The following is a 20,706-nucleotide window of genomic DNA, read 5'->3' as shown; positions in this document are numbered from 1 at the left end:
ACGTCTCAAGAGGTCCACTCCTCCGTCATGTGACATGGCACAAGGGGGTCGAAACGGTCCGGCGCGAACGGCTCCAGGTCCAGCGCGGGCTTCTCCCCGCTGATCACGGAGGCGATCAGGCTCCCCGTGGCGGGTGCGAGCCCGATGCCTGCTCCCTCGTGGCCACAGGCGTGGAAGAGGCCCGGCATCCGGCCGTCCGGACCGATCGCGGGAAGGTGGTCGGGCAGGTAGGGCCGGAACCCGTGATAGGTGCGGAGCACGCGCACATCCGCGAGTGCGGGGAAGAGCGCCGAGGCCTGGGAGGCCAGCCGGGCCACCACCGGCACGGACAGCGTCCGCTCGAACCCGACCCGCTCACGGCTGGCCCCGATGAGCACGGGCCCGGCGGGCGTGCCCTCCACGACCGGTGAGGTCTGGAGTGCCGCCGAGCCGCTCGCCACGTCCGCCATGTACTCCGCCGCGTAGACCTTGTGCCGGATCAGCGGGGGCAGGGGCTCGGTGACCAGGACGAATCCTCTGCGGGGCTGCACCGGCAACTCCACGCCGGCCAGGGCCGCCACGCGACCGCCCCAGGTGCCCGCCGCGTTGACGACCACGGCGGCGGCCAGTTCGCCTCGTGACGTCCGCACCCCGCGAACACCGCCGCCCCCCGGCTCCCCGCATATCTCCAGCACCTCTTCGTCCGGCAGGAAGAGCGCGCCCGCGCGACGCGCCGCGTGCAGCAACCGGGCTGCGGCGAGGGCCGGTTGCACCTGGCAGTCCTGCGGGTACAGGATCCCGCCGGCGAGGCCGGGCGCCAGGTGGGGCTCGACATCACGCAGTCGGTCGGGTGTGACGTGGTACGCCTCGACACCCGAGGCCCGCTGCCCTTCGGCCGACGCGGACAGCGCGGCCAGCGACGCGTCCCCCGCCGCCACGACAAGGCCGCCCTTGGGATCGAACTCGATGTCCGCCGGCAGCTCCTCCGCCAGCTCACGCCAGAGGGAGAGGGAGAGCAGAGCCAGGTCCAGTTCGGGGCCGGGAGCCTTGTCGGACACCAGGAGGTTTCCCTCCCCCGCTCCGGTGGTCCCCCCGGCGACCGGCCCCCGCTCGACGACGGCTACCGACAGTCCGGACCGGGAGGCGTAGTAGGCACACGCGGCCCCCACCACCCCGGCCCCGACGACAACGACATCCACAGGCTGTCTGATGGGCACGGCAGTAATATGTCACATTGCTCTGAGGGTGCCAAGGGTGCGGACCAGGTGACATGGCGCCCGCCCGCCACGCACCTGACCACCCGTCACTTCAGCACCTACACCCCCAGGAACCCCCACCGACTCCCTCCCCGCGCACCCGGCAGCCATTCCGGCGGCCCCAGCTCCGAACCCCGGAGCCGGGGCACGCCCCCGGCCTCAGAGGCCAGGGCGGCAACTCACCGGCCTCAGAGTGCCGCCGCACATAGTCGGTCTCAAGGCCGGGGCACGTTGCGGAGGTTGGAGCGGGCCATCTGCAACATCCGCCCGACTCCCCCGTCCAGCACGATCTTGCTGGCGGAGAGCGCGAACCCGGTGACCATGTCGGCGCTGATCTTCGGCGGAATGGAGAGCGCGTTCGGGTCGGTGACCACGTCCACCAACGCGGGCCCCTTGTGCTTGAAGGCGTCCTTCAAGGCGCCCTCCAACTGCTTGGGCTTCTCGACGCGCACGCCGTACGCTCCGGCGGCCCGCGCGATCGCCGCGAAGTCCGGGTTCTTGTTGGTCGTACCGAACGACGGCAGTCCGGCGACGAGCATCTCCAGTTCGACCATGCCGAGTGAGGAGTTGTTGAACAGGACGACCTTCACGGGCAGGTCGTACTGGACGAGGGTGAGGAAGTCCCCCATCAGCATGCTGAACCCGCCGTCACCGGACATCGACACGACCTGCCGGTCCGGGTCGACGAACTGGGCGCCGATCGCCTGCGGCAGCGCGTTGGCCATCGAGCCATGACTGAACGAACCGATCACCCGGCGCTTGCCGTTGGGCGTGAGGTAGCGGGCGGCCCACACATTGCACATACCGGTGTCCACGGTGAACACCGCGTCGTCGTCGGCGAGTTCGTCCAGCACCGACGCCACGTACTCCGGGTGGATCGGGACGTGCTTCTCGACCTTGCGGGTGTAGGCCTTGACCACACCCTCCAGCGCGTCGGCGTGCTTCTTCAGCATCCGGTCGAGGAACTTGCGGTTCTCCTTGATCCTCACCTGAGGTGTCAGGCACCGCAGCGTCTCGCGGACATCACCCCAGACCGCCAGGTCGAGCTTGGACCTGCGGCCCAGGTGCTCCGGGCGCACATCGACCTGCACGATCTTCACATCGGTCGGGAGGAAGGCGTTGTACGGGAAGTCGGTGCCCAGCAGGATGAGCAGGTCGCACTCGTTGGTCGCCTCGTAGGCGGCTCCGTAGCCGAGCAGTCCGCTCATGCCGACGTCGAACGGGTTGTCGTACTGGATCCACTCCTTGCCGCGCAGCGCGTGCCCGACCGGGGCCTTCACCCGCTCGGCGAACTCCATCACCTCGGCGTGCGCGCCGGCGGTGCCGCTGCCGCAGAACAGGGTCACCCGTTCGGCCTCGTCCACCATGCGGCGGAGCTTGTCGATCTCCTCGTCGCCGGGCCGTACGGACGGCCGCGAGGTCACCAGCGCGTGCTCGACGGACTTCTCCGGAGCGGGCTGGGAGGCGATGTCACCGGGCATCGCGACGACGCTGACGCCGCCCTGGCCGATCGCGTGCTGGATGGCCGTCTGGAGCAGTCGCGGCATCTGCTGCGGGTTGGAGATCATCTCGTTGTAGTGGCTGCACTCCTGGAAGAGCAGCTCGGGGTGCGTCGCCTGGAAGTAGGCGAGGCCGATCTCGCTCGACGGGATGTGCGAGGCGAGGGCGAGCACCGGGGCCATCGAACGGTGGGCGTCGTAGAGCCCGTTGATGAGGTGCAGGTTGCCGGGGCCGCAGGAGCCGGCGCAGACGGCCAGTTTCCCGGTGATCTGGGCCTCGGCCCCGGCGGCGAACGCGGCGGTCTCCTCGTGGCGGACCTGGATCCACTCCATGGCCGGGTTACGCCGAACGGCGTCGACCACGGGGTTGAGACTGTCGCCGACGACGCCGTACATCCGCTTGACGCCCGCCCGCGCGAGAATGTCGACGAACTGCTCCGACACGTTCTGCTTGGCCATGGGTGCGCACCCTTTCTGCTCTGCTCCGTACACATGCGGCTGTCCCGGCACCGGAGCCCGAAACGTCGGGCCGAGGGCCCGCCGGGCGGACTTTGGTGTCCATCAACCCATGGTGTGCGCGGTTACGCCTCCCAGACCGCGGCGGCCGTACGGTCGTCGGCGTAGCCCTTGACCCGCAGCTGGACGTCCGCGAGCCAGGCGGGCAGCCCCAGCGGGTCACCGGCCGTCCAGCGGCGGGCCAGCTCCTCGGCGAGGTCCGGGGCGCCGCGCATCGGTTCGGCCAGCCCGTTGCCGCAGAGGAGCAGGGTGTCGCCTGGCCGGGCCACCGAGGCACGGAAGCGGAACGGCTCGGTGGGTGGCGGCGTGGCCGGTCCCCCGGCGTACGGCGACGGGGCCGTGGTGATCTGGAGGTCCATCGTCAACCGGTCGCCCCCCGGCCCCTCTTCGGGCCGGGACCGGTCGGCCGGGGCGGGAGCGAACGACGGTTCGAGGTCCTGCCAGGCTCCGTCGCGCAGGCGGAACAGTCCTCCGGGGCCCACGCCGAAGAAGATCCGTGTGCGGCAGGCCGGATCCGCGGACAGCAGCAGGCAGCGGAGCCCGGCGGTGTACGCGGACGGTTCCAGGCCGAGTTCGGCGGCTCGGGCGCGCAGTTTCCCGTACGTACGGTCGGTGAGCCGGTGCAGCCCCGATTTCAGGTCGCCCCTGCGGCCGGCCCTTATGTCGTCGGCGAGGCGGGTGTGGCTGCGGGCGACGGCACCGCCGATCCACCGGCAGGCGTCGGCGGCGGCCAGGTGGGCGTGCTCGGTGGCCCGCGCGCCGCAGGCCACCGCGACCAGGACGAGCGCGCCGTCCCCCGTACCGAAGCGTGCGGTGAGCAGGGCGTCACGGCGGGGCTCGCCACGGAAGCGCGCCGAGTCCCCGCGTACGGACGTGGCCCGCAGCGTCCAGGTGCCGTACCGGGCGCCGTCGAGCACGGTGTCCGGCACGAGTCCGTCGAGGTCGTCGGCACCGGACGCGGGCAGCGTGACGGGCTCGGGCTCATAGGTGGGCGGCCGGTCCCCGAGATGCTCCAGGAGCGGGCGCGGCGCGTGCCGGTCCGCGTCCGGCAACGGTACGGACGAGGCCTCGGACGGCGGCGCGGACCTCTCGGTCGAGAGCTGGGGCGACAGCGGCACGGCGAAGGTCAGGGGCGCCGGCTCCCGGACGCCGGGGGCTTCCCACGGCGGGCGCACGGCGATGATCTGCGGCCGCGTCCTCGGCGACGACGCGGTCTCGGCCTTCCGCGACGTGGTACGCGGATCGGGTACGGGCGGTGGAGGCGGCGGCTCGGGTGCGGAGTGGGCCTCCGGCGCCGAGAGGGCCTCCGGCCGGAGGGGCTGGGCGGGCTGGGCGGGGGCGGGTGGCGGCAGGGGTCCGTCAGCCGGGGACGCCGCCTTCGGTGTGGGGCGCGGGGGCGGCGGGCCGGCCGGCTCGGGTGTCGGGTCCCAGGCGGACCCGGCGGCGGGCAGCACCGGGGCACCGGACGAGACCGCTTCGAATCCCGTCCCCCGCTCCGAGGCACCGCCGTCCGACGCCGACGCCTCTGCCGCCCATGGCACCGGTGACGTCTCCGGAGGGCCCGGCTCGGGCGGAAGGGCCGATCCGGACCACGCGGCCGGGGCGGACGGCGAGGCTCCGTAGCCCGTCCCGGCCTCAGGGGGCGGCTCCGGCGCGGCACCGGCCGGTCGCCCCTGGTCGGCCGCCGTCCGGCCGGGGGCCTCCCGGTGGACGGACGACCGCGGGTCCCGGCCACGCGGCGAGGCACCCGGAACGACCCGTTCCACCTCATCGGCCGGAACGGGCCGCTCCGGTGCGGGCGGCTCCGGTGTACGCAAATCGGGCTCGGGCGTCACCGGTACCGGCGGCTCCGGCGCGGCAACTGCCGGTGGAAGCGGCTCCGGCGGCGGCGTCACGGGCGCGGGTGTCCCCGGCGTACGCACCTCCGGTGCGGGCGACCCCGGCTCGGGCGTCACCGGCGTACGCGCCTCCGACGAGGCAGCCGCCGAAAGGCGGGGTTCCGGTACGCGCACGCCCCTGACCGGATGGTCCAGCGGACCCGGTTCCCGAACCGGTTCAGGGCCGGGGACCACGCCCTGCTGCGAGCCCGGCCTCGAACCCGCATCAGTGGCGTCCCCCACGGGCTCGCTCCGCCCCGGTCCTCGTCCGCGCTCCGAACCCTCGCCCCGGTCCCGGCCCCACCCCTGGCCGGATTCCCCATCGCAGTCCGGGACGGAGCTCTCGCCCCGTACGGGTCTCTCGCCCAGTTCGGGTCCCTCGCCCAGGGCAGACTCCCCACCTCCGGCCGGTGCCCCGCCCGCCCCGCCCACCGCGTCCGACGCGGAGTCGAAGCGGTCGTCGAGACTGTCGGGCGCGCTGCTCGGACCCGTGTCCGGCGTGGCCTCGTCGTACAGCCGACGCCACCAGTCGTCCTCGTGGGCGGCGGGCTTCTCCCCCTGCTGGCTCATGCCCATAGTGTCCACCGCGCCGGGCGTACGGAAACGGGTCATCCGCGAAACGCGCCCGGAATTGACACGTCGGCAGGAGCCCGCCGGGCGTCCACACCCCCCACGGGAAGGACGACCGGCCGGCCCCCGCAGCCCGCCTGCGGGCCGGTTCCGAAAGGTTCCGGCCATGGTGCCGCGGTGGCGCCACCCTGGCAGAAGGTCAGGTCGGACGGTGCATGATGGGCCCGGCGGGTTTACGCCGTGGCTGCTTTCCGCCACCGCGGCCCGCCGCACGGGCGCAGCGGTGCGCGACCACCACCCCTGGGGAGGGCCGGAAGATGCTGGCAGCGATAGGTCTCGACGTGAGGCAGGAGGCGGCCTACCGGGCCCTCGTCACGGTGGGCGCGGCGGAAGTCACCGATCTCGCGCGCCGGCTCGCGCTGCCCGAGGCGGACACGGAACGCGCCCTGCGCCGGCTGGAACAGCAAGGGCTCGCCGCGCAGTCCTCCGCGCGGGCCGGACGCTGGGTGGCCGCGCCGCCCGGGGTCGCGCTGGGGGCCCTGCTGACCCAGCAGCGGCACGAACTGGAGCGGGCCGAGCTGGCGTCCGTGCTGCTGGCCGAGGAGTACCGGGCCGAGGCGGACGAGCCCGCCGCGCACGACCTGGTGGAGGTGGTGACCGGGGCGAGCGCGGTGGCGCACCGCTTCCATCAGCTGCAACTGGGCGCCACCTCGGAGGTGTGTGCCCTGGTCACGGGGAAACCGGTCGCGGTCACCGGGATGGAGAACGGTTCGGAGGAGCGGGTGGCGATGCGCGGGGTGTCCTACCGCGTGGTCGTGGAACGCGATGTGCTGTCGCTGCCGTCCGGCATCGACGAGCTGTCCGCGGCACTGGGACGGGACGAGCAGTGCCGGGTGGTCGACCGGGTGCCGACGAAGCTGGTGGTGGCCGACGCGTCGCTGGCGATGGTGCCGCTGACCGGCCCGGCCGTGGAGCCCGCCGCGCTGGTCGTCCACGCGAGTGGGCTGCTGGAGTCACTGATGGGGCTCTTCGAGGCGGTGTGGCGGGACGCGATGCCGTTGCGGCTGGGCGAGAGCGGCGTACGGGAGGAGAGCGGACCGGGGCCGGACGCCACCGATCTGGAGATCCTGTCCCTGTTGCTGGCGGGTCTGACGGACGCAAGCGTGGCGAAGCAGTTGGAGCTGGGCCTGCGGACGGTGCAGCGGCGGGTGAAGGGGCTCATGGAGCTGACGGGCGTCTCCACCCGGTTGCAGCTGGGGTGGCACGCGTACGAGCGGGGCTGGGTGGCCCGCGCACCCCGCTGAACACACCGCGCGCCCGCCGGGACCCCTTCACTGAGCGCGCCAAACCGCCGGGACGGCCCCACTGGGCGCGCCGGCCCGCCGGGACGGCCCGCTCGGCGCGACACGGTGACACCTCCGCCCGCACCACGCGTCCGCCACGGCGGGACCCCGCTGACAGGCGGGACCGGGCGGGCTCCGGCACGCTGGTCGAATGAGTGTGTGGCAGCTCGTCGCCGTCGGCGCGGTGATGCTGCTCGGCCTGGTCGGGGTGCTGGTGCCGGGCGTGCCCGGACAGGCCATCGTGTGGGCCGCGGTGCTGTGGTGGGCGCTGTCGGACCCGACCCCGGTCGCCTGGGGCGTCCTGATCGGGACGACCGGCCTGCTGCTGTTGAACCAGGCGCTCAAGGCGCTGCTTCCCCCGCGCCGCCGGAAGCGGACCGGGGCGCCGCGCGGCACCCTGATGCTCGCCGGTCTCGCGGGCATCGCCGGATTCTTCGTGGTCCCGGTGATCGGCGGTGTGCTGGGGTACGTCGGCGCGCTGTACGGGGCCGAACGGACACGCCTGGGCGGCCACGGCGCGGGCCGCACCTCCGTCCGAACGGTGATGCGGGCGGCCGGCTACTCGGTGCTCGTCGAGCTCTACTGCTGCCTGCTGCCGGTGGGTGCCTGGCTGGGCACCCTGATCTGGGCCTGAGCGGCGGACAACCACGACCCCGGCACAGGGCGACCACCGACGCGGGGCCACCACCACGCAGTGCGCCCCCGGCGCAGGGCAGACCACCGGCGCGGGACGGCCGCCCGATGTGCGCCCGCACGTCCCCGTGTGACGCTGGTCCCATGACCGAATTCAGCGAGGCCGAACGCGCCTACCTCGGCTCCCAGCGGCTCGGCAGGCTCGCCACCGTGGACCGGCGGGGGCAACCGCAGGCCAACCCGGTCGGCTTCTTCCCGCAGCCGGACGGCACGATCCTGGTCGGCGGCTACACCCTCGGCAAGACGAAGAAGTGGCGCAATCTCCAGGCCAACCCCAAGGTGGCCCTGGTCGTCGACGACATCGTCAGTCTGCGTCCGTGGACCGTACGGGGCGTGGACATCCGGGGCGAGGCCGAACTGCTCACCGGGCCGCACGACCTCGGCGCGCACTTCAGCGATGAGCTGATCCGCATCCACCCGAGGAAGATCCACAGCTGGGGTCTGGAGGAGGAGCGGCCCTGATCCGTCAGGGTCGGCGCGGCGGCCGCAGATGCCGTACGGCGTACGAGCGCCACGGCCGCAGGCGCTCCGTCCCCGGCATCCCCCACGGATCGACGTCCGGGTCGCCCAGGCCGCGCATCCGGATCAGTGCCGCGGTCACCGCGCCGGTCCCGGGCAGCCGCCGCAGGGCCTGCTCCGCCTCGTCCCGCTCGGCGCCGGCGTCCAGCGGCACCGTCCCGTCCGCCAGGGCCCCGGCCAGCTCCCGGAGCGCGGGGTCCTCGGCGCCGTCGGCCAGCGCGCCGGGCTCCGGGAAGAGGTGGGTGAGCCCGCCGCACGGCACGTCCAGGGCCGTGCCGAACCGCTCCACCAGTGCCCCGGCGGCCGCCGTGCCCACCAGGGCGCGCACCGCGAACTCCTGCGGGTCGGCGGTCCCCGGCGAGCGCAGCCCCGGCCGGGCGGCGACGAGCGGGGCCAGCCGCGGATCGGTGCCCAGGGCCTCGTCCACGGCGTACGGGTCGGCGTCCAGGTCGAAGAGACGGCGCAGCCGCCGCACGGCGGTCGTCAGGTCGCGCAGGTCGGTGAGGTGGACCCGGGCCTCCAGCCACGGCCCGGCGGACGCCTCCTCGACGGCCGCGACACCCGTCCCGTACGGCAGCCGCAGGGTGCGCCGGTAGGTACGGGAGCCGGGCGCGCCGCTGACCTCCTCGACCAGCGGCACCGCCTCGGCGGCCAGCAGGTCGAACACCTCGCGCGCCGCGTACGGGCCCCGGTGGGCCAGCCGCAGCGGGACACCCGCCTCGCTTCCCGCGGACGTGCCCGCGCCCCGTCCCGTCCCGGTCCCGGTGCGCAGCGCGCTGGGGGTACGGGCGTAGATCTGCCGGATCGTGTCGTTGAACTGGCGCACGCTCGCGAAGCCAGACGCGAACGCGATCTCCGTGACCGGCAGCCCGGTGGTCCGGAGCAGGACGCGTGCGGTGTGGGCGCGCTGGGCGCGGGCCAGCGCGACCGGGCCCGCGCCCACTTCGGCGGTGAGCTGGCGCTGTACCTGGCGGGTGCTGTAGCCGAGCCGGCCGGCGAGGCCGGGGACGCCCTCCCGGTCCACCACCCCGTCGCCGATCATCCGCATGGCGCGCCCCACGACGTCGGCGCGGACGTCCCACTCGGCGGAGCCGGGAACGGCGTCCGGGCGGCAGCGCCGGCACGCACGGAAACCGTGGCGCTGCGCCGCCGCGGCGGTCGGGTAGAACCGCACGTTCTCCCGCTTGGGAGTGACGGCAGGGCAGCTCGGCCGGCAGTAGATGCCGGTGGTCGTCACGGCGAAGAAGAACACTCCGTCGAAGCGCGCGTCGCGGCTGCTCACCGCCTCGTACCTGGTCCGTTCGTCCATCACACCGTCCAGTGTGCGCCCCCGCCGGGCCACCGCACTCGCGGTTTTCGGACGTCGCGCCCGGCGGGCGTGCCCGCTACCGGAAGCGGCCCCGCTTGGCGTCCATGGCGGCCTTGCCCTCCGCGCTGCGGCGCTTCCACTCGCGCCGGGCCTCGCCGCGCAGCCGGGCGTCGGTCTTGGCGGCGATCCGGCGGTCCTCGCGGAGCAGCTTGCGGTAGCTGTCCAGCCGCCGGACGTGCAGGGTGCCGTCCTCGACGGCCCGCAGCACCGCGCAGCCCGGCTCGCCGTCGTGGGCGCAGTCGTGGAAGCGGCACTCCCGGGCGAGCCCCTCGATCTCGGAGAAGACCTGCCCGACACCGGTCCCGGCGTCGAAGAGGCCGACCCCCCGCAGCCCCGGGGTGTCGATGAGGATGCCGCCGCCCGGCAGCACGAGGAGGTTGCGGGTGGTGGTGGTGTGCCGGCCCTTGCCGTCCACGTCGCGGGTCGCCCGTACGTCCATCACCTCCTCGCCGAGCAGGGTGTTGGCGAGGGTGGACTTTCCGGCGCCGGAGATCCCCAGCAGCACGCTGGTGCCGTCGGCGACGACGGCGCGGAACACGTCGACGCCCTCTCCGGTGGCGGAACTGACGGGCAGCACCGGCACGCCGGGGGCGCTGCGCTCGACGTCCCGCACCAGGTGGGACAGTGCGGTGGCGTCCGGGACGAGGTCGGCCTTGGTGAGCAGGACGACCGGCCGCGCCTCGTGCTCCGGGCCGCCCGTACCGTCACCGAGCAGCGCGGCCCCGGCGGTGCTGGACATGGCCAGCGCGAGGAAGCGTTCCAGCCGGCCGAGGTCGAGTTCGAGGGCGAGCGAGACGCAGACGACGACATGGTCGACGTTGGTGGCGAGGACCTGGCCCTCGGAACGCTGCGAGGACGTCGAGCGTACGAAGGCGGTACGCCGGGGCAGCAGGGTGCGCACGAAGCGCGGGTCGCCGCCGGGGTCGACGGCCACCCAGTCGCCGGTGCAGACGATCCGCATCGGGTCCCGGGGCACCACGAACGCGGTGTCCGCCTGGACGGTGCCGTCCGGGGTGACCACGTCGCACCGGCCGCGGTCCACCCGCACCACCCGTCCCGGAAGGAGTCCCCGCTCGGCGTGCGGGGCGAAGGCGGCGGCCCAGTCCGCGTCCCAGCCGTACGGGGTCAGCGGGTGGGACGGGGAGGAGAGGCGGGAATGGAGGAAAGACAAAGGAAACCCTTTTCACAAGGGTGGCCCCGGCACCGCGCGTTCTCGTGCGCGGAAAAGGTTCGGGTCAGCCGGCGGCCACAGGGGTGGGAACGATGCTCTTCCGGTCGTGGGCAGCGCCCATCGCGACGACAGACATCAATGTCCTCACCTCCTGATTCCTGGGACTCGGCACATCTCGGCGGCTTCGGTCCGCCACGGCGGCCTCCAGACCGCCTCGGCCAACTCGGCACACCCTAGCGGGAGGCCCTCCGTCGGCGTCAACGGGTTTTGCCGTCACCCTCCCCTGGCCCCCGGTTCGCCGGAGATTCCGGCAGATCTCCCTCGATCAGGTGATACGAGTGCGGGACGGGCGGTTCCGGACCATTAGGGTGCCGGACATGACCACACCCCAGACCGCCACCGGCACGTTCACACAAGCCCAGTTGGGCACCCAGATCCTCCTCGGCTGGAGCGGCGGGCACCCGTCCGGGGACCGCGATGTCGCCTTCCTGCTCACCTACTCGCTCGGCGACGGGCAGGACGGCCCGGAGGCCGGGGAGAGGGCCATGCGTACGGCACTCGAACGCAGTGGACTGCGGGTGGGCGGCGAGACGCTGGACGCCTCGGAGTCGCCCAACCTCCCGGTGAAGCTCCTCGTCCAGGCCGGCCAGGCCGTTCTGACGCTGCCTCACTTCACCGCCCAGTACACCGTGCCGCGTGAATGGCTGGCCGCCGCGCGGGCCGAGGGCACGGTGCACGGCATGTTCGCGACCCGCCCGTGGCCCGCGGCTGTCCCGGGGCAGCCGGTCAGCGAGGAGTCGCTGCGGTCCTTCGTCTGCGATCCCGAGGTCGTCGGGACGTCGGCCCACTGCCTCCTGCCGGTCCGCAGCCTGGGCTGACCCGCCCGGCCCCGCACACACGACGATGCCCACCACCCCCCGTGGAGTGGTGGGCATCGTCGTGACGGTGCCGTACCAGGGGGTGCGGCCGACCGTGGCCGGCCGCGCCCCGCCGTGCGTCAGTTGTTGGCGATGCCGTTGCCCGAGAGCACCGGGATGTCGTCCAGGATGTGCGACAGCGGCTCGTCACCCTTGGCCTGGGTGGAGTTGTCGGCGCACTGCTGGTTCTGCGGGTTCGCCAGGACGTTGACGTCCTGGACCGTGATCGGCACGAGGCCGATCAGCGAACCGGCGTTGACCTTCGCCGGGACACCGAGGCAGAGCTTGTTCAGCGAGCCCTGGACCAGGCTGAGCTGCGGGCTCTGGTCGCCCTTGGTCACGGAGTTGCCGGAGCCCGTCGAGGCACCGTTGCCGTTCACGACGGTCGTCCCGTGGTCGTTGCCGATCGCCATGGCCGCGGGGGCGGCAGCGGCGGAGGCGCCGATCAGGGACACGGCCACGGCCGCGCCGGCCATCATCTTGTTCATTACGCTTCACCTTTCCACGCGTCCCTTGTGGGACGGACTGATAACCGCGGTCGGAGGCCGAGGTTCTGCTCCACCACTCGAACGGATTCGATGGGGTGAGAGGTAGACGTTCCGCCGCAGAAGGGATTTACGTCCTGCGAGCCGCCGGGACGAAGACCCGCACGCTCCCGGGCGCCACCGCCGCTTCCCGCTCGGCGGCACTCCTGCCCGCCTCCCGCCACTCGGCCAGCAGCCGGTCGTAGATCGGGGTCGGCGTGGAGTGGTCGGGCGTTCCGTCGTGGCCGCGCCGGGGCTGACTGTCGTACTGGTCCATGAGGTGGCACTACCCGACCGAGCGGGAGTTGCCGACCGCACGTGCGGCAATCGGACCAATGTCCGCACGATCGGGTTACCCGACCGGCGGGAAGACGCACACGAAGGGGCACGGCGGGGCCGGTCCACCGGCTCGGCGGGCCGGCCCCGGTCGCTCCGCGCACAGGTGGCGGTCCGGTCCGCCGGTGGCGCCCCCAGGGAACTGGACGGGTCCCGGGACGTCACCGGCGGGGAGCCGGAACCGCCCTCTGTCAGTTGTTGCCCGCGCCGTTGGCCGACAGGATCGGGATGTCGTTCAGGATGTGCGACAGAGCCTCGTCACCCTTCGCCTGGGTGGAGTTCTCGGTGCACTGCTGGTTCTGCGGCGAGGACAGGACGTTGATGTCCTGGACCGAGATCGGGACGAGGCCAATGAGCGAACCGAGGTTGGCCTTGGCGGGCAGGGCGATGCAGGGCTTGTTGAACGAGCCCTGGATCAGACCGATCTGGGGGCTCATGTCGCCCGAGGTGCTGCTGTTGCCGTAGTACTGCACGGCACCGTTGCCGTTGACCGCGGTGGTCCCCATGTCGTTGCCCGTGGCCATGGCCGCGGGGGCCGCGACGGCGGAGACGCCTGCGACGGAGGCGGCCATGGCCGCCGACGCCAGAACCTTCTTGATCATGAACTAGCCCTTCTGGATTGCCTGTTGCCCACCGCTGCGGAACATGCCGAACACGCTCCTCACGGATGGACGCGGTTGTGCCACTTCACTCGAACGGTGCTGTGTTCTCCGGCCGACCAGGGAACGCGTCGGACCGGGCACCGGAGAAAATGCGCTGAATGGAGAGAACTTTCGCGGTACGGACCGGTCAGCCACCGACCGGCAGGCCGCCGAGCAGCGGGGCGGCCTCGGCCGCCACACCGGTCGCCTGGTCCGCCAGCCGTGCCACGGTGCCGTCCTCGTGGACCTTCCGGGTCGCACCGCCCACCGTGTCCACCACCGGGTCGAAGACCTGCGGAGTGCTGGCCATCAGATGGTTCACGCCGGTGGTGAGACTGAGCGTGGGAGAGGTCGCGGGAGCAGCGAAGGCGGGTGCGGCCGTCCCGAGTGCGACCACGGAGCCGGCGACGAACGCGGCGGTCTTCGCGTACTTCACTTTCGGATTCCCTTCTTGCAGCGGCATGGTTTCCGGTCGCGTTCCCGCGCCGCACAAGCCTTCTGAGCCTGTGACGTCCACCGCTTTCACCAGGCATAACGATTCGCGGGGGCACCGGAAACTGTGCGACGCGGTATTTTTTCGACGGAATTCGGCGCACTCCCGTGCGAACGGGGCGAAGGAGGTCTCCGGACGGCACGGACAGGCCCCGGACCGCGCGAGCGGTCCGGGGCCTCACATGACGAGCGACCGGCGGGGCCGGTGAGCCGGTCAGGCGTTGATGCAGGTGTTCCCGAAGGCCGGGTTCAGCAGACCGATGACGTTGATGCTGTTGCCGCAGACGTTCACCGGGATGTGGATCGGAACCTGCACGACGTTGCCGGACAGCACGCCCGGGGAGTGGGCCGCGACGGCCTCGGCACCCGAGTCGGCCATGGCCGGCGCGGCCACGCCCAGCGCCATGAGGGTTCCGGCGGCGACTGCGGCAACCTTGGTGTACTTCACTTTCGTCCCTTTCTGCTGCGGAGTCCTGAGCGGTCACGTCTTTCGTGCCGCACGAGCGCGCTGTCGTGACATGCGTTCGTGACTCCGGAGCTGTAATCCGTAACGATTGACGGGCGGCCGCGAAACTCTATGGGGGAGGTTTCCCGGAAGTCCGCCCGAATGACACAGGCCCGGACCGCGCGATGGAGGAGTGTCGGCGGCCCGGACCGGTCGTGGTGGCCGGATCAGCGGTTGCCGGCACCGTTGCCCGAGAGCACCGGGATGTCGTCCAGGATGTGCGACAGCGGCTCGTCGCCCTTGGCCTGGGTGGAGTTGTCGGTGCACTGCTGGTTCTGCGGGTTCGACAGGACGTTGACGTCCTGGACCGTGATCGGGACGAGCCCGATGAGCGAACCGACGTTGGCCTTGAGCGGCAGACCGACACAGGGCTTGTTGAGCGAGCCCTGGACGAGGCTGAGCTGGGGGCTCATGTCGCCCTTGGTCGCGGAGTTGCCGTACTCCGACTCGGCACCGTTGCCGTTGACGACGGTGGTGCCCATGTCGTCACCGATGGCCATGGCGCTCGTCGCCGAGAGACCGAGGACGGAGGCGGCGACGGCGCCCGTTGCCAGAACCTTCTTGATCACGATTAACCCTTCTCGTACCGAGTGCCCCGTGGCGGAGCGTCCTGATCAACTCGCCGGACGGCTTTTGGTTCCCCCCGTTCACCCGAATGCCGCATCGCACCCCGGCGCGCGAACGGATGTGCGTGACCCTTCCGGGTGATTACAAAATTTCCACCGTTCTCCAAGTTTCCCCCGTAACCGCCTCGTCGTTAGGAGTGCGTCCGCGTATATGGAATGGCTACGTTCCATCCGGGTCACCGCCCGCGCGAATTTCCCGAAGAAGGGCAAGTAATGCGACAGGTTCTGAATAAAAGCATGATCGTCATGGCGGCGGCGTCGGGCATCCTGACCGCCGCCGGGGGCTACGCGCACGCCGACGCCTCGGCCGACGGCATCGCCGCGGGCTCGCCGGGCGTCGGTTCGGGCAACGCCGTGCAGGTCCCGGTCCACGTCCCGGTCAACCTCTGCGGGAACACCGTGGACGTGATCGCTCTGCTGAACCCCGCCTTCGGCAACACCTGCGCGAACGTCGACTCGGGCGACGACCACCACGGGCAGGGCGGCTCCGGCGCGAGCGCCGAGGCCGAGGCCGTCGGCTCGCCCGGGGTCATCTCCGGCAACGCCGTCCAGGCGCCGATCGACGTCCCGGTGAACGCCTGCGGCAACTCCGTGGACGTCGTCGGCCTGCTGAACCCGGTCTTCGGCAACACCTGCGTCAACGACAGCGGTCCCACGCACCACCACCCGCCGGTCCAGCCCCCGGTCGAGGAGCCGCCCACCGAGCAGCCCCCGACGGTCGTCCCGCCGACCGAGGAGCCGCCGGCCGAGCAGCCGCCGGTGAAGGAGACCCCGGCCGAGGAGCCGCCGGCCCACACCCCGAACACCCCGGACACCCAGCTCGCCGAGACCGGCGCCGGTGACATCGGCGTCGCCGCCGGTGCGAGCGCCGCGCTGCTGCTGGGCGGCGCGGTGCTGATGCGCCGCACCCGTGTCACGCGCGGCCGGTAGCACCCGCTCCGGACACACACGAGGGCCCCCGGCGGTGACCGACACCGCCAGGGGCCCTCGTGTGTGTCCTTCTTACACGCGGGAGAGCCCCGCGCGGTCCAGGTAGGCGGCGATCTTCACCGTCTCCGCGGCGTCCAGCCGGCGCATCGGCGGGCTCATCACATTGGTCGCGATGACGCCCCGCAGCATCAGGGCCGTCTTGAACGCGCCCAGCCCGGCCGCCGTGGCCGAGGCGGTGCCCGGCGCGGCGGCCGTGACGATCTCGAACAGCTGGACGAGCCGGTCCTGTTCGGCCGTGGCCGCGGCCCAGTCACCGCGCACGGCGGCCTCGTGCAGCCGTACATAGCCGTGCGGGTCCACGTTGCCCAGGCCGGGGACGGAACCGTCGGCGCCGCCCAGCATCATCGCGTCGACGACCAGTTCATGGCCGGTCAGCACGGAGAAGCCCGGCAGGTCCCGCGCCGCGATGGCCAGCCGGCGGAAGGAACCGTCGTCCCCGCTGGAGTCCTTGACCCCCGCGAGCACGCCGTCCGCGGCGAGCGGCAGCAGGAGTTCCGGGTCCAGCTTGGTGTGGACGCAGACCGGCACGTCGTACGCGAGGAGCGGGAGGTCCACGGCCGCGGCGATGTCCCGGAAGTGGCGGTCGATCTCGGTGGTGTGGGTGCGCGTGTAGAAGGGGGCGGTGGCCACGACCGCGTCGGCGCCCAGGGCGGCCGCGGCGCGGGCCCGCTCGACGGCCCGGTCGGTGGTGGTCTCGATGGCTCCGACGAGGACCGGCACCTGGCCCGCCGCCGCCGAGGTGATCACCTTGATGACCTCGTCCTGCCGCGTGGGCGTCAGATAGGCGGTCTCGCCAGAACTGCCGAGGGCGAAGAGGCCGCTGACACCGCCGTCGAGGAGATGGCCGACGACCCGCTCCAGGGAGGCCCGGTCGAGCTCGCCGTCCGCGGTGAGCGGGGTGACGACGGGCGGGATCACTCCGGAGTAGGAGGTGGTGGGGGCGGTCATGCGGTGCTCCTTGCGGGCGGTACGGGGGTCCCGTCCCCGGCGGGGGACGCGGAGGTCTGGGGGTGGACGCAGTGCCAGCGGTGTCCGCCGGGCCCGGAGGTCTCCACGGGGAAGGCGGTGGAACACTCCGCGTCGGCCTTCCAGCAGCGGGTGCTGAACGGGCAGCCGGGCGGCGGGTTGGTGGCCGAGGGCACCGGGCCGGTGAGCACGATGCGCTGGGTCGCCTCCAGCAGGCTGGGGGTCGCGGAGAGCAGGGCCTCGGTGTACGGGTGGCTGGGCTCACCGGCGACGTCGTCCGCCCGGCCCTCCTCGACGACGCGGCCGAGGTAGAGGACGGCGATGCGGTCGGCGAGGTAGCGCACGGTCTGGATGTCGTGCGAGATGAACACCATGCCGAGGCCGAGGCGTTCGCGCAGGTCCACGAGGAGGTTGAGCACCTGGGCGCGTACGGAGACGTCGAGCGCGGAGGTCGGTTCGTCGGCGACGATCAGTTCCGGTTCGAGGGCCAGGGCGCGGGCGATGGCGACGCGCTGACGCTGTCCGCCGGAGAGCTGTCCGGGCAGGGCGGCGAGGGTGTGGCCGGGCAGTCCGACCAGGTCGAGCAGTTCCTCGACGCGGGCCTCGCGCGCCTCCCGGGTGCCGCGCCGGTGGACGTCGAGCGGGTCGCGCAGGATCTGGCGGACCGTGAGGCGCGGGTTGAGGGCGGTGGAGGGGTCCTGGAAGACCACGCCGACGGCGGAGCCGAAGTCGTCGCGCCGTTCGGCGCCCGTCATCTCCCACAGGTCGCGACCGTGGAAGAGGACCTGGCCCTCGGTGGGCTTCTGGAGTCCGGTCAGGACGCGGGCGAGGGTGGACTTGCCGCAGCCGGACTCCCCCACCAGGCCCACGATCTCGCCGCGCTTGACCTCCAGGGTGGCGTCGGTGAGCGCGTGGACGGCGTCGCGGCTGAAGAGGCCTCCGCTGCGTGCCTTGTGGCGTACGTGGACGCCGTCGAGCCTGATCACAGGGCGCTCCCTTCCAGCTGTGCGGCGGCCTCGGCCGGGTGGTGGCAGGCGAAGCCGTGGTCCTTCGTGGTGCCGCGCCCGGTGAGTGCCGGTGTGGTGGTGCGGCAGAGTTCGGTCGCGGCGCCGCAGCGGCCGGCGAAGCGGCACCCCTCGCCGAAGCCCTGGGGGGCCGGGACGACGCCGCGGATCTGGTGGAGCCGTTCGGCGCCGGCCTCCAGGGAGACGACGGAGCCGAGGAGGCCGCGGCTGTAGTGGTGGGCGGGGTCGGTGAGGACGGACCGGGTGTCACCGACCTCGGCGAGCCGGCCCGCGTACATGACCGCGACCCGGTGCGAGAGGTCGCCGACCAGGGCGAGGTCGTGGGAGACCAGGACCATGGCGAAGCCGAGTTCGTCCCGGAGCCGGATGAGGAGTTCGACGACCTGGGCCTGGACGGTGACGTCGAGGGCGGTGGTCGGTTCGTCCGCGATCAGCAGGCGGGGGCTGCGGGACAGGGCCATGGCGATGAGGACGCGCTGGCGCTGTCCGCCGGAGAGCTCGTGCGGGTAGCTGCGCAGGGTGCGTTCGGGCGAGAGGCCGACGAGTTCGAGGAGTTCGGCGGGGGTCTTGGTGCCGCCGCGTGAGGTCAGCTGCCGGAGCTGGGTGCCGACGAGTACGGAGGGGTTGAGGGAGGAGAGCGCGTCCTGGTAGACCATCGCGATCTCGGGGCCCATCAGGGCGCGGCGTTCCCTGGGCGGGAGCGTGAGCAGGTCCCGGCCGCGGTAGAGGATCTCGCCGCTGACCTCGGCGTTGCGGGCGAGGAGGCCCATGACGGCGAGGCTGGTGATGGACTTGCCGCAGCCGGACTCGCCGACCAGGCCGAGGGTTTCGCCCTCGTGGACGGTGAAGTTCAGCTTGTCGACGACGGGGATGTCGCCGTAGCGGTCGGGGAAGCGGATCGCCAGGTCGCGTACGACGAGGAGGGCGTCGGCGTCCTCGGGTACCGGGGTGATGGTGGGTTCGGTGGCGTGGATGTGCCGGGCGAGCCTGTCGAGGGCGGCGTCGATGTCGGCGGTGGAGGAGGCCTCGACGGGGTCCGGTGCCGTGGTGGTGGCGGGGGCGGCGGCGCGGGCGGTCTTGGGTGCGGCGGAGGCGTCGGTGAGGCCTTCGGAGAGGATGTTGAGGGCGAGGACGGTGATCAGGAGGGCCAGGCCGGGGAAGAAGGTGGCCCACCAGCCGCCGGCCAGGAGGATCTGTCGTCCGTAGGCGAGGACGCTGCCCCAGCTGGGGTCCGGGTCCTGCACGCCGGCTCCGATGAAGGAGAGGCTGGCCTCGAAGATGATGGCTTCGGCGACCATGACGGTGGCGAACACCATGACGGGGGCCATGCAGTTGACGGCGACGTGGCGGAGCACGATGTAGCCGCGCCGGGCCCCGATGACCTTCTCGGCGGCGACGTAGTCCTCTCCGTACTGGGCGAGGACGTTGGCGCGTACGACGCGGGCCAGGGAGGGGGTGTAGACGAAGGCGATGGTGAAGATGATGACGGGGATGCTGGTGCCGAAGACGGCGACCAGGACGGCCGCGAGGGCGATCGGCGGGAACGACATCACGACGTCGAGGGTGCGCATGACCGATTCGTCGCCGAGCTTGCGCGAGGTGGCGGCGAGCGAGCCGAGTACGGCCCCGGCGACCAGGGCGACGGCGGTGGCGCCGAGGCCGATGATCAGGGAGTAGCGCGATCCGTGCACCACCCGGGCGAAGACGTCGCGGCCCGCGCGGTCGGTGCCGAACCAGTGGTCGCCGCTGGGTGCTTGTACCGGGGTGCCCGTGGTGAGCGGGTCCTGGGTGAGCAGCGGGGCGAGTACGGCGCCGAGGAGGACGACGACCAGGACGCCGAGGGCGACGCGTGAGGTGACCGGGAGGGCGCGGAAGGCGATGCCCGGTCGGGAGAGCTTCTTGGCCAGTCGGCCCGTGGCGAACATGTCACACCGTCCTGATGCGCGGGTTGACCAGCAGGTAGAGCAGGTCGACGATGACGTTGACCACCAGGAAGGCGATGGCGATGGTCAGTACGGTGCCCTGGACCAGGGCGACGTCGCCGCCGGTGACACCTTCGAGGATGAGTTTGCCCATGCCGGGGAGGTCGAAGATCGCCTCGATGACGACGGCGCCGCTGAGCAGGTAGCCGACCTTGACGCCGAGCACGGTGAGCGGGGTGACGAGCGCGTTGCGCAGGACCGAGCGGATCACCAGGAAGACCGGCAGGCCGTTGCCCTGGGCGGTGCGGACGTAGTCGCGGTCGAGTTCGGCGACCATCGAGGTGCGGACCAGGCGGGCGAGTGAGGCGGCGACGGGTACGGCGAGCGAGACGGCGGGCAGGGCCATGGTGGTGAGCCAGCCGCTGAACGAGTCGGCGGGGTTGGTGTATCCGCCGGTCGGGAAGATCCGGGTGTTCAGGGCGAACTGCTGGATGAGCAGGACGCCGAGCCAGAACGACGGGACGGCGACCCCGGCCATGGACAGGATCCGGAAGAGCTGGTCGGGCCAGCGGTCGCGGTACATGGCGCCCAGGACGCCGCCGACGACGGCGAGGACGACGGCGATGACCAGACCGAGGATCGTCAGCTGGAGCGTGAGCGGGAAGGCCGCGGTGATGCGGTCGATCACGGGCTGGCTCGGCGGGACGGTCATCCCGAGGTCGAAGTGGAGCAGTTGGCCGAGGAAGTCGAAGTAGCGGATCGGCAGCGGGTCGTTGAGCCCGTTGGCCTCGGCGAAGGCCTCTCTGGCCTCGGGTGAGGCGCCCTCTCCGAGCGCGTTGAGGGCCGGGTCGGCCGGCGAGAACTGCAGCACCACGAAGACCAGCAGTGCGATGCCGAGGATCATCACCGGCATCATCGCGACGCGGCGCAGCGCGAGCCGGAGAAAAGCAACCATCGTCGGGTTCCTTGC

20 protein-coding genes are annotated in these 20,706 nt (G+C 72.3%); 5 read left to right on the top strand and 15 right to left on the bottom strand.

What is annotated here, in order from left to right; genetic code table 11:
- Positions 1-5 precede the first annotated feature (5 nt).
- The 3 genes from B9S64_RS27675 to B9S64_RS35255 form a co-directional block, all read right to left on the bottom strand.
- Positions 6-1,196 carry an FAD-binding oxidoreductase gene (locus B9S64_RS27675; protein ID WP_103488451.1) on the bottom strand — a complete coding sequence of 397 codons (1,191 nt, stop codon included), beginning with the start codon at positions 1,194-1,196 and terminating at the stop codon, positions 6-8.
- Positions 1,197-1,450: 254 nt separating this feature from the next.
- Positions 1,451-3,193, bottom strand: a complete 1,743-nt coding sequence (locus tag B9S64_RS27670; RefSeq protein WP_103488450.1) for a pyruvate dehydrogenase — start codon at positions 3,191-3,193, stop codon at positions 1,451-1,453.
- 122 nt (positions 3,194-3,315) lie between these two features.
- Positions 3,316-4,791 (bottom strand): protein phosphatase 2C domain-containing protein, encoded by a 1,476-nt coding sequence (locus tag B9S64_RS35255; RefSeq protein ID WP_258317586.1) that lies wholly within the window; start codon positions 4,789-4,791, stop codon positions 3,316-3,318.
- Between the two features lie 1,223 nt (positions 4,792-6,014).
- Here B9S64_RS35255 and B9S64_RS27660 point away from each other — a divergent pair.
- The 3 genes from B9S64_RS27660 (at position 6,015) to B9S64_RS27650 (ending at position 8,195) form a co-directional block, all read left to right on the top strand.
- On the top strand, positions 6,015-7,001 hold the full coding sequence (locus B9S64_RS27660; RefSeq protein WP_103490994.1) for a helix-turn-helix domain-containing protein: 987 nt from the start codon (positions 6,015-6,017) through the stop codon (positions 6,999-7,001).
- Positions 7,002-7,191: 190 nt separating this feature from the next.
- The gene (locus tag B9S64_RS27655) at positions 7,192-7,674 is read left to right on the top strand and encodes a DUF456 domain-containing protein (protein WP_103490995.1); all 483 of its coding nucleotides are present in this window, start codon (positions 7,192-7,194) and stop codon (positions 7,672-7,674) included.
- Positions 7,675-7,817: 143 nt separating this feature from the next.
- The gene (locus tag B9S64_RS27650) at positions 7,818-8,195 is read left to right on the top strand and encodes a PPOX class F420-dependent oxidoreductase (protein WP_181012266.1); all 378 of its coding nucleotides are present in this window, start codon (positions 7,818-7,820) and stop codon (positions 8,193-8,195) included.
- Positions 8,196-8,199: 4 nt separating this feature from the next.
- Here B9S64_RS27650 and B9S64_RS27645 read toward each other — a convergent pair whose 3' ends face one another.
- Both B9S64_RS27645 and rsgA read right to left on the bottom strand, forming a co-directional pair.
- Positions 8,200-9,561: a bifunctional transcriptional activator/DNA repair enzyme AdaA gene (locus B9S64_RS27645; RefSeq protein WP_103505233.1), complete on the bottom strand. Its 1,362-nt coding sequence runs from the start codon at positions 9,559-9,561 to the stop codon at positions 8,200-8,202.
- Between the two features lie 76 nt (positions 9,562-9,637).
- Positions 9,638-10,792: a ribosome small subunit-dependent GTPase A gene (rsgA, locus tag B9S64_RS27640; RefSeq protein ID WP_103493098.1), complete on the bottom strand. Its 1,155-nt coding sequence runs from the start codon at positions 10,790-10,792 to the stop codon at positions 9,638-9,640.
- 377 nt (positions 10,793-11,169) lie between these two features.
- Between rsgA and B9S64_RS27635 the strand changes: the two genes are divergently transcribed.
- The gene (locus tag B9S64_RS27635; protein ID WP_103493100.1) at positions 11,170-11,670 is read left to right on the top strand and encodes a DUF5949 family protein; all 501 of its coding nucleotides are present in this window, start codon (positions 11,170-11,172) and stop codon (positions 11,668-11,670) included.
- Between the two features lie 119 nt (positions 11,671-11,789).
- On the opposite strand, the gene B9S64_RS27630 is transcribed toward B9S64_RS27635, so the two are convergent.
- From B9S64_RS27630 to B9S64_RS27605, 6 genes are all read right to left on the bottom strand, one after another.
- Positions 11,790-12,197 (bottom strand): rodlin, encoded by a 408-nt coding sequence (locus B9S64_RS27630; RefSeq protein WP_103493097.1) that lies wholly within the window; start codon positions 12,195-12,197, stop codon positions 11,790-11,792.
- 127 nt (positions 12,198-12,324) lie between these two features.
- On the bottom strand, positions 12,325-12,510 hold the full coding sequence (locus B9S64_RS27625; RefSeq protein ID WP_028442616.1) for a hypothetical protein: 186 nt from the start codon (positions 12,508-12,510) through the stop codon (positions 12,325-12,327).
- Between the two features lie 250 nt (positions 12,511-12,760).
- Complete coding sequence (locus B9S64_RS27620; RefSeq protein ID WP_028442617.1) at positions 12,761-13,171, bottom strand: rodlin; 411 nt, start codon at positions 13,169-13,171, stop codon at positions 12,761-12,763.
- 187 nt (positions 13,172-13,358) lie between these two features.
- The gene (locus B9S64_RS27615; protein ID WP_028442618.1) at positions 13,359-13,646 is read right to left on the bottom strand and encodes a hypothetical protein; all 288 of its coding nucleotides are present in this window, start codon (positions 13,644-13,646) and stop codon (positions 13,359-13,361) included.
- A 270-nt stretch (positions 13,647-13,916) separates the two neighbouring features.
- Positions 13,917-14,150 carry a chaplin gene (locus B9S64_RS27610; protein WP_028442619.1) on the bottom strand — a complete coding sequence of 78 codons (234 nt, stop codon included), beginning with the start codon at positions 14,148-14,150 and terminating at the stop codon, positions 13,917-13,919.
- Between the two features lie 224 nt (positions 14,151-14,374).
- Complete coding sequence (locus B9S64_RS27605) at positions 14,375-14,776, bottom strand: rodlin (RefSeq protein ID WP_028442620.1); 402 nt, start codon at positions 14,774-14,776, stop codon at positions 14,375-14,377.
- A 270-nt stretch (positions 14,777-15,046) separates the two neighbouring features.
- On the opposite strand from B9S64_RS27605, the gene B9S64_RS35445 reads away from it, so the two are divergent.
- Complete coding sequence (locus tag B9S64_RS35445) at positions 15,047-15,763, top strand: chaplin (protein WP_103493096.1); 717 nt, start codon at positions 15,047-15,049, stop codon at positions 15,761-15,763.
- Between the two features lie 72 nt (positions 15,764-15,835).
- On the opposite strand, the gene B9S64_RS27595 is transcribed toward B9S64_RS35445, so the two are convergent.
- From B9S64_RS27595 to B9S64_RS27580, 4 genes are read right to left on the bottom strand one after another with little or no spacing between them, the layout of a single operon-like run.
- Positions 15,836-16,771: a dihydrodipicolinate synthase family protein gene (locus B9S64_RS27595; RefSeq protein WP_103493095.1), complete on the bottom strand. Its 936-nt coding sequence runs from the start codon at positions 16,769-16,771 to the stop codon at positions 15,836-15,838.
- Positions 16,768-17,775 (bottom strand): ABC transporter ATP-binding protein, encoded by a 1,008-nt coding sequence (locus tag B9S64_RS27590; RefSeq protein WP_103493094.1) that lies wholly within the window; start codon positions 17,773-17,775, stop codon positions 16,768-16,770. The genes B9S64_RS27595 and B9S64_RS27590 overlap by 4 nt, the downstream gene beginning before the upstream one ends.
- Positions 17,772-19,739 carry a dipeptide/oligopeptide/nickel ABC transporter permease/ATP-binding protein gene (locus B9S64_RS27585; RefSeq protein ID WP_103493093.1) on the bottom strand — a complete coding sequence of 656 codons (1,968 nt, stop codon included), beginning with the start codon at positions 19,737-19,739 and terminating at the stop codon, positions 17,772-17,774. Before B9S64_RS27585 ends, B9S64_RS27590 begins: the two co-directional genes overlap by 4 nt.
- Before the next feature lies 1 nt (position 19,740).
- Positions 19,741-20,691 (bottom strand): ABC transporter permease, encoded by a 951-nt coding sequence (locus B9S64_RS27580; RefSeq protein ID WP_028442625.1) that lies wholly within the window; start codon positions 20,689-20,691, stop codon positions 19,741-19,743.
- Positions 20,692-20,706: the final 15 nt, after the last annotated feature.

It is taken from the genome of Streptomyces sp. SM18 (assembly GCF_002910775.2).
In the GTDB taxonomy this organism is placed as follows: Bacteria; Actinomycetota; Actinomycetes; order Streptomycetales; family Streptomycetaceae; genus Streptomyces; species Streptomyces halstedii.
This window is presented reverse-complemented; position numbering and strand designations above follow the sequence as displayed.

Coding starts and splice junctions, on each gene's coding strand:
- B9S64_RS27580 (WP_028442625.1), bottom strand. CDS start 20,691: ATGGTTGCTTTTCTCCGGCTCGCGCTGCGCCGCGTCGCGATGATGCCG.
- B9S64_RS27650 (WP_181012266.1), top strand. CDS start 7,818: ATGACCGAATTCAGCGAGGCCGAACGCGCCTACCTCGGCTCCCAGCGG.
- B9S64_RS35445 (WP_103493096.1), top strand. CDS start 15,047: ATGCGACAGGTTCTGAATAAAAGCATGATCGTCATGGCGGCGGCGTCG.
- B9S64_RS27620 (WP_028442617.1), bottom strand. CDS start 13,171: ATGATCAAGAAGGTTCTGGCGTCGGCGGCCATGGCCGCCTCCGTCGCA.
- B9S64_RS27655 (WP_103490995.1), top strand. CDS start 7,192: ATGAGTGTGTGGCAGCTCGTCGCCGTCGGCGCGGTGATGCTGCTCGGC.
- B9S64_RS27595 (WP_103493095.1), bottom strand. CDS start 16,771: ATGACCGCCCCCACCACCTCCTACTCCGGAGTGATCCCGCCCGTCGTC.
- B9S64_RS27645 (WP_103505233.1), bottom strand. CDS start 9,561: ATGGACGAACGGACCAGGTACGAGGCGGTGAGCAGCCGCGACGCGCGC.
- B9S64_RS27635 (WP_103493100.1), top strand. CDS start 11,170: ATGACCACACCCCAGACCGCCACCGGCACGTTCACACAAGCCCAGTTG.
- B9S64_RS27630 (WP_103493097.1), bottom strand. CDS start 12,197: ATGAACAAGATGATGGCCGGCGCGGCCGTGGCCGTGTCCCTGATCGGC.
- B9S64_RS27660 (WP_103490994.1), top strand. CDS start 6,015: ATGCTGGCAGCGATAGGTCTCGACGTGAGGCAGGAGGCGGCCTACCGG.
- B9S64_RS27670 (WP_103488450.1), bottom strand. CDS start 3,193: ATGGCCAAGCAGAACGTGTCGGAGCAGTTCGTCGACATTCTCGCGCGG.
- B9S64_RS27625 (WP_028442616.1), bottom strand. CDS start 12,510: ATGGACCAGTACGACAGTCAGCCCCGGCGCGGCCACGACGGAACGCCC.
- B9S64_RS27585 (WP_103493093.1), bottom strand. CDS start 19,739: ATGTTCGCCACGGGCCGACTGGCCAAGAAGCTCTCCCGACCGGGCATC.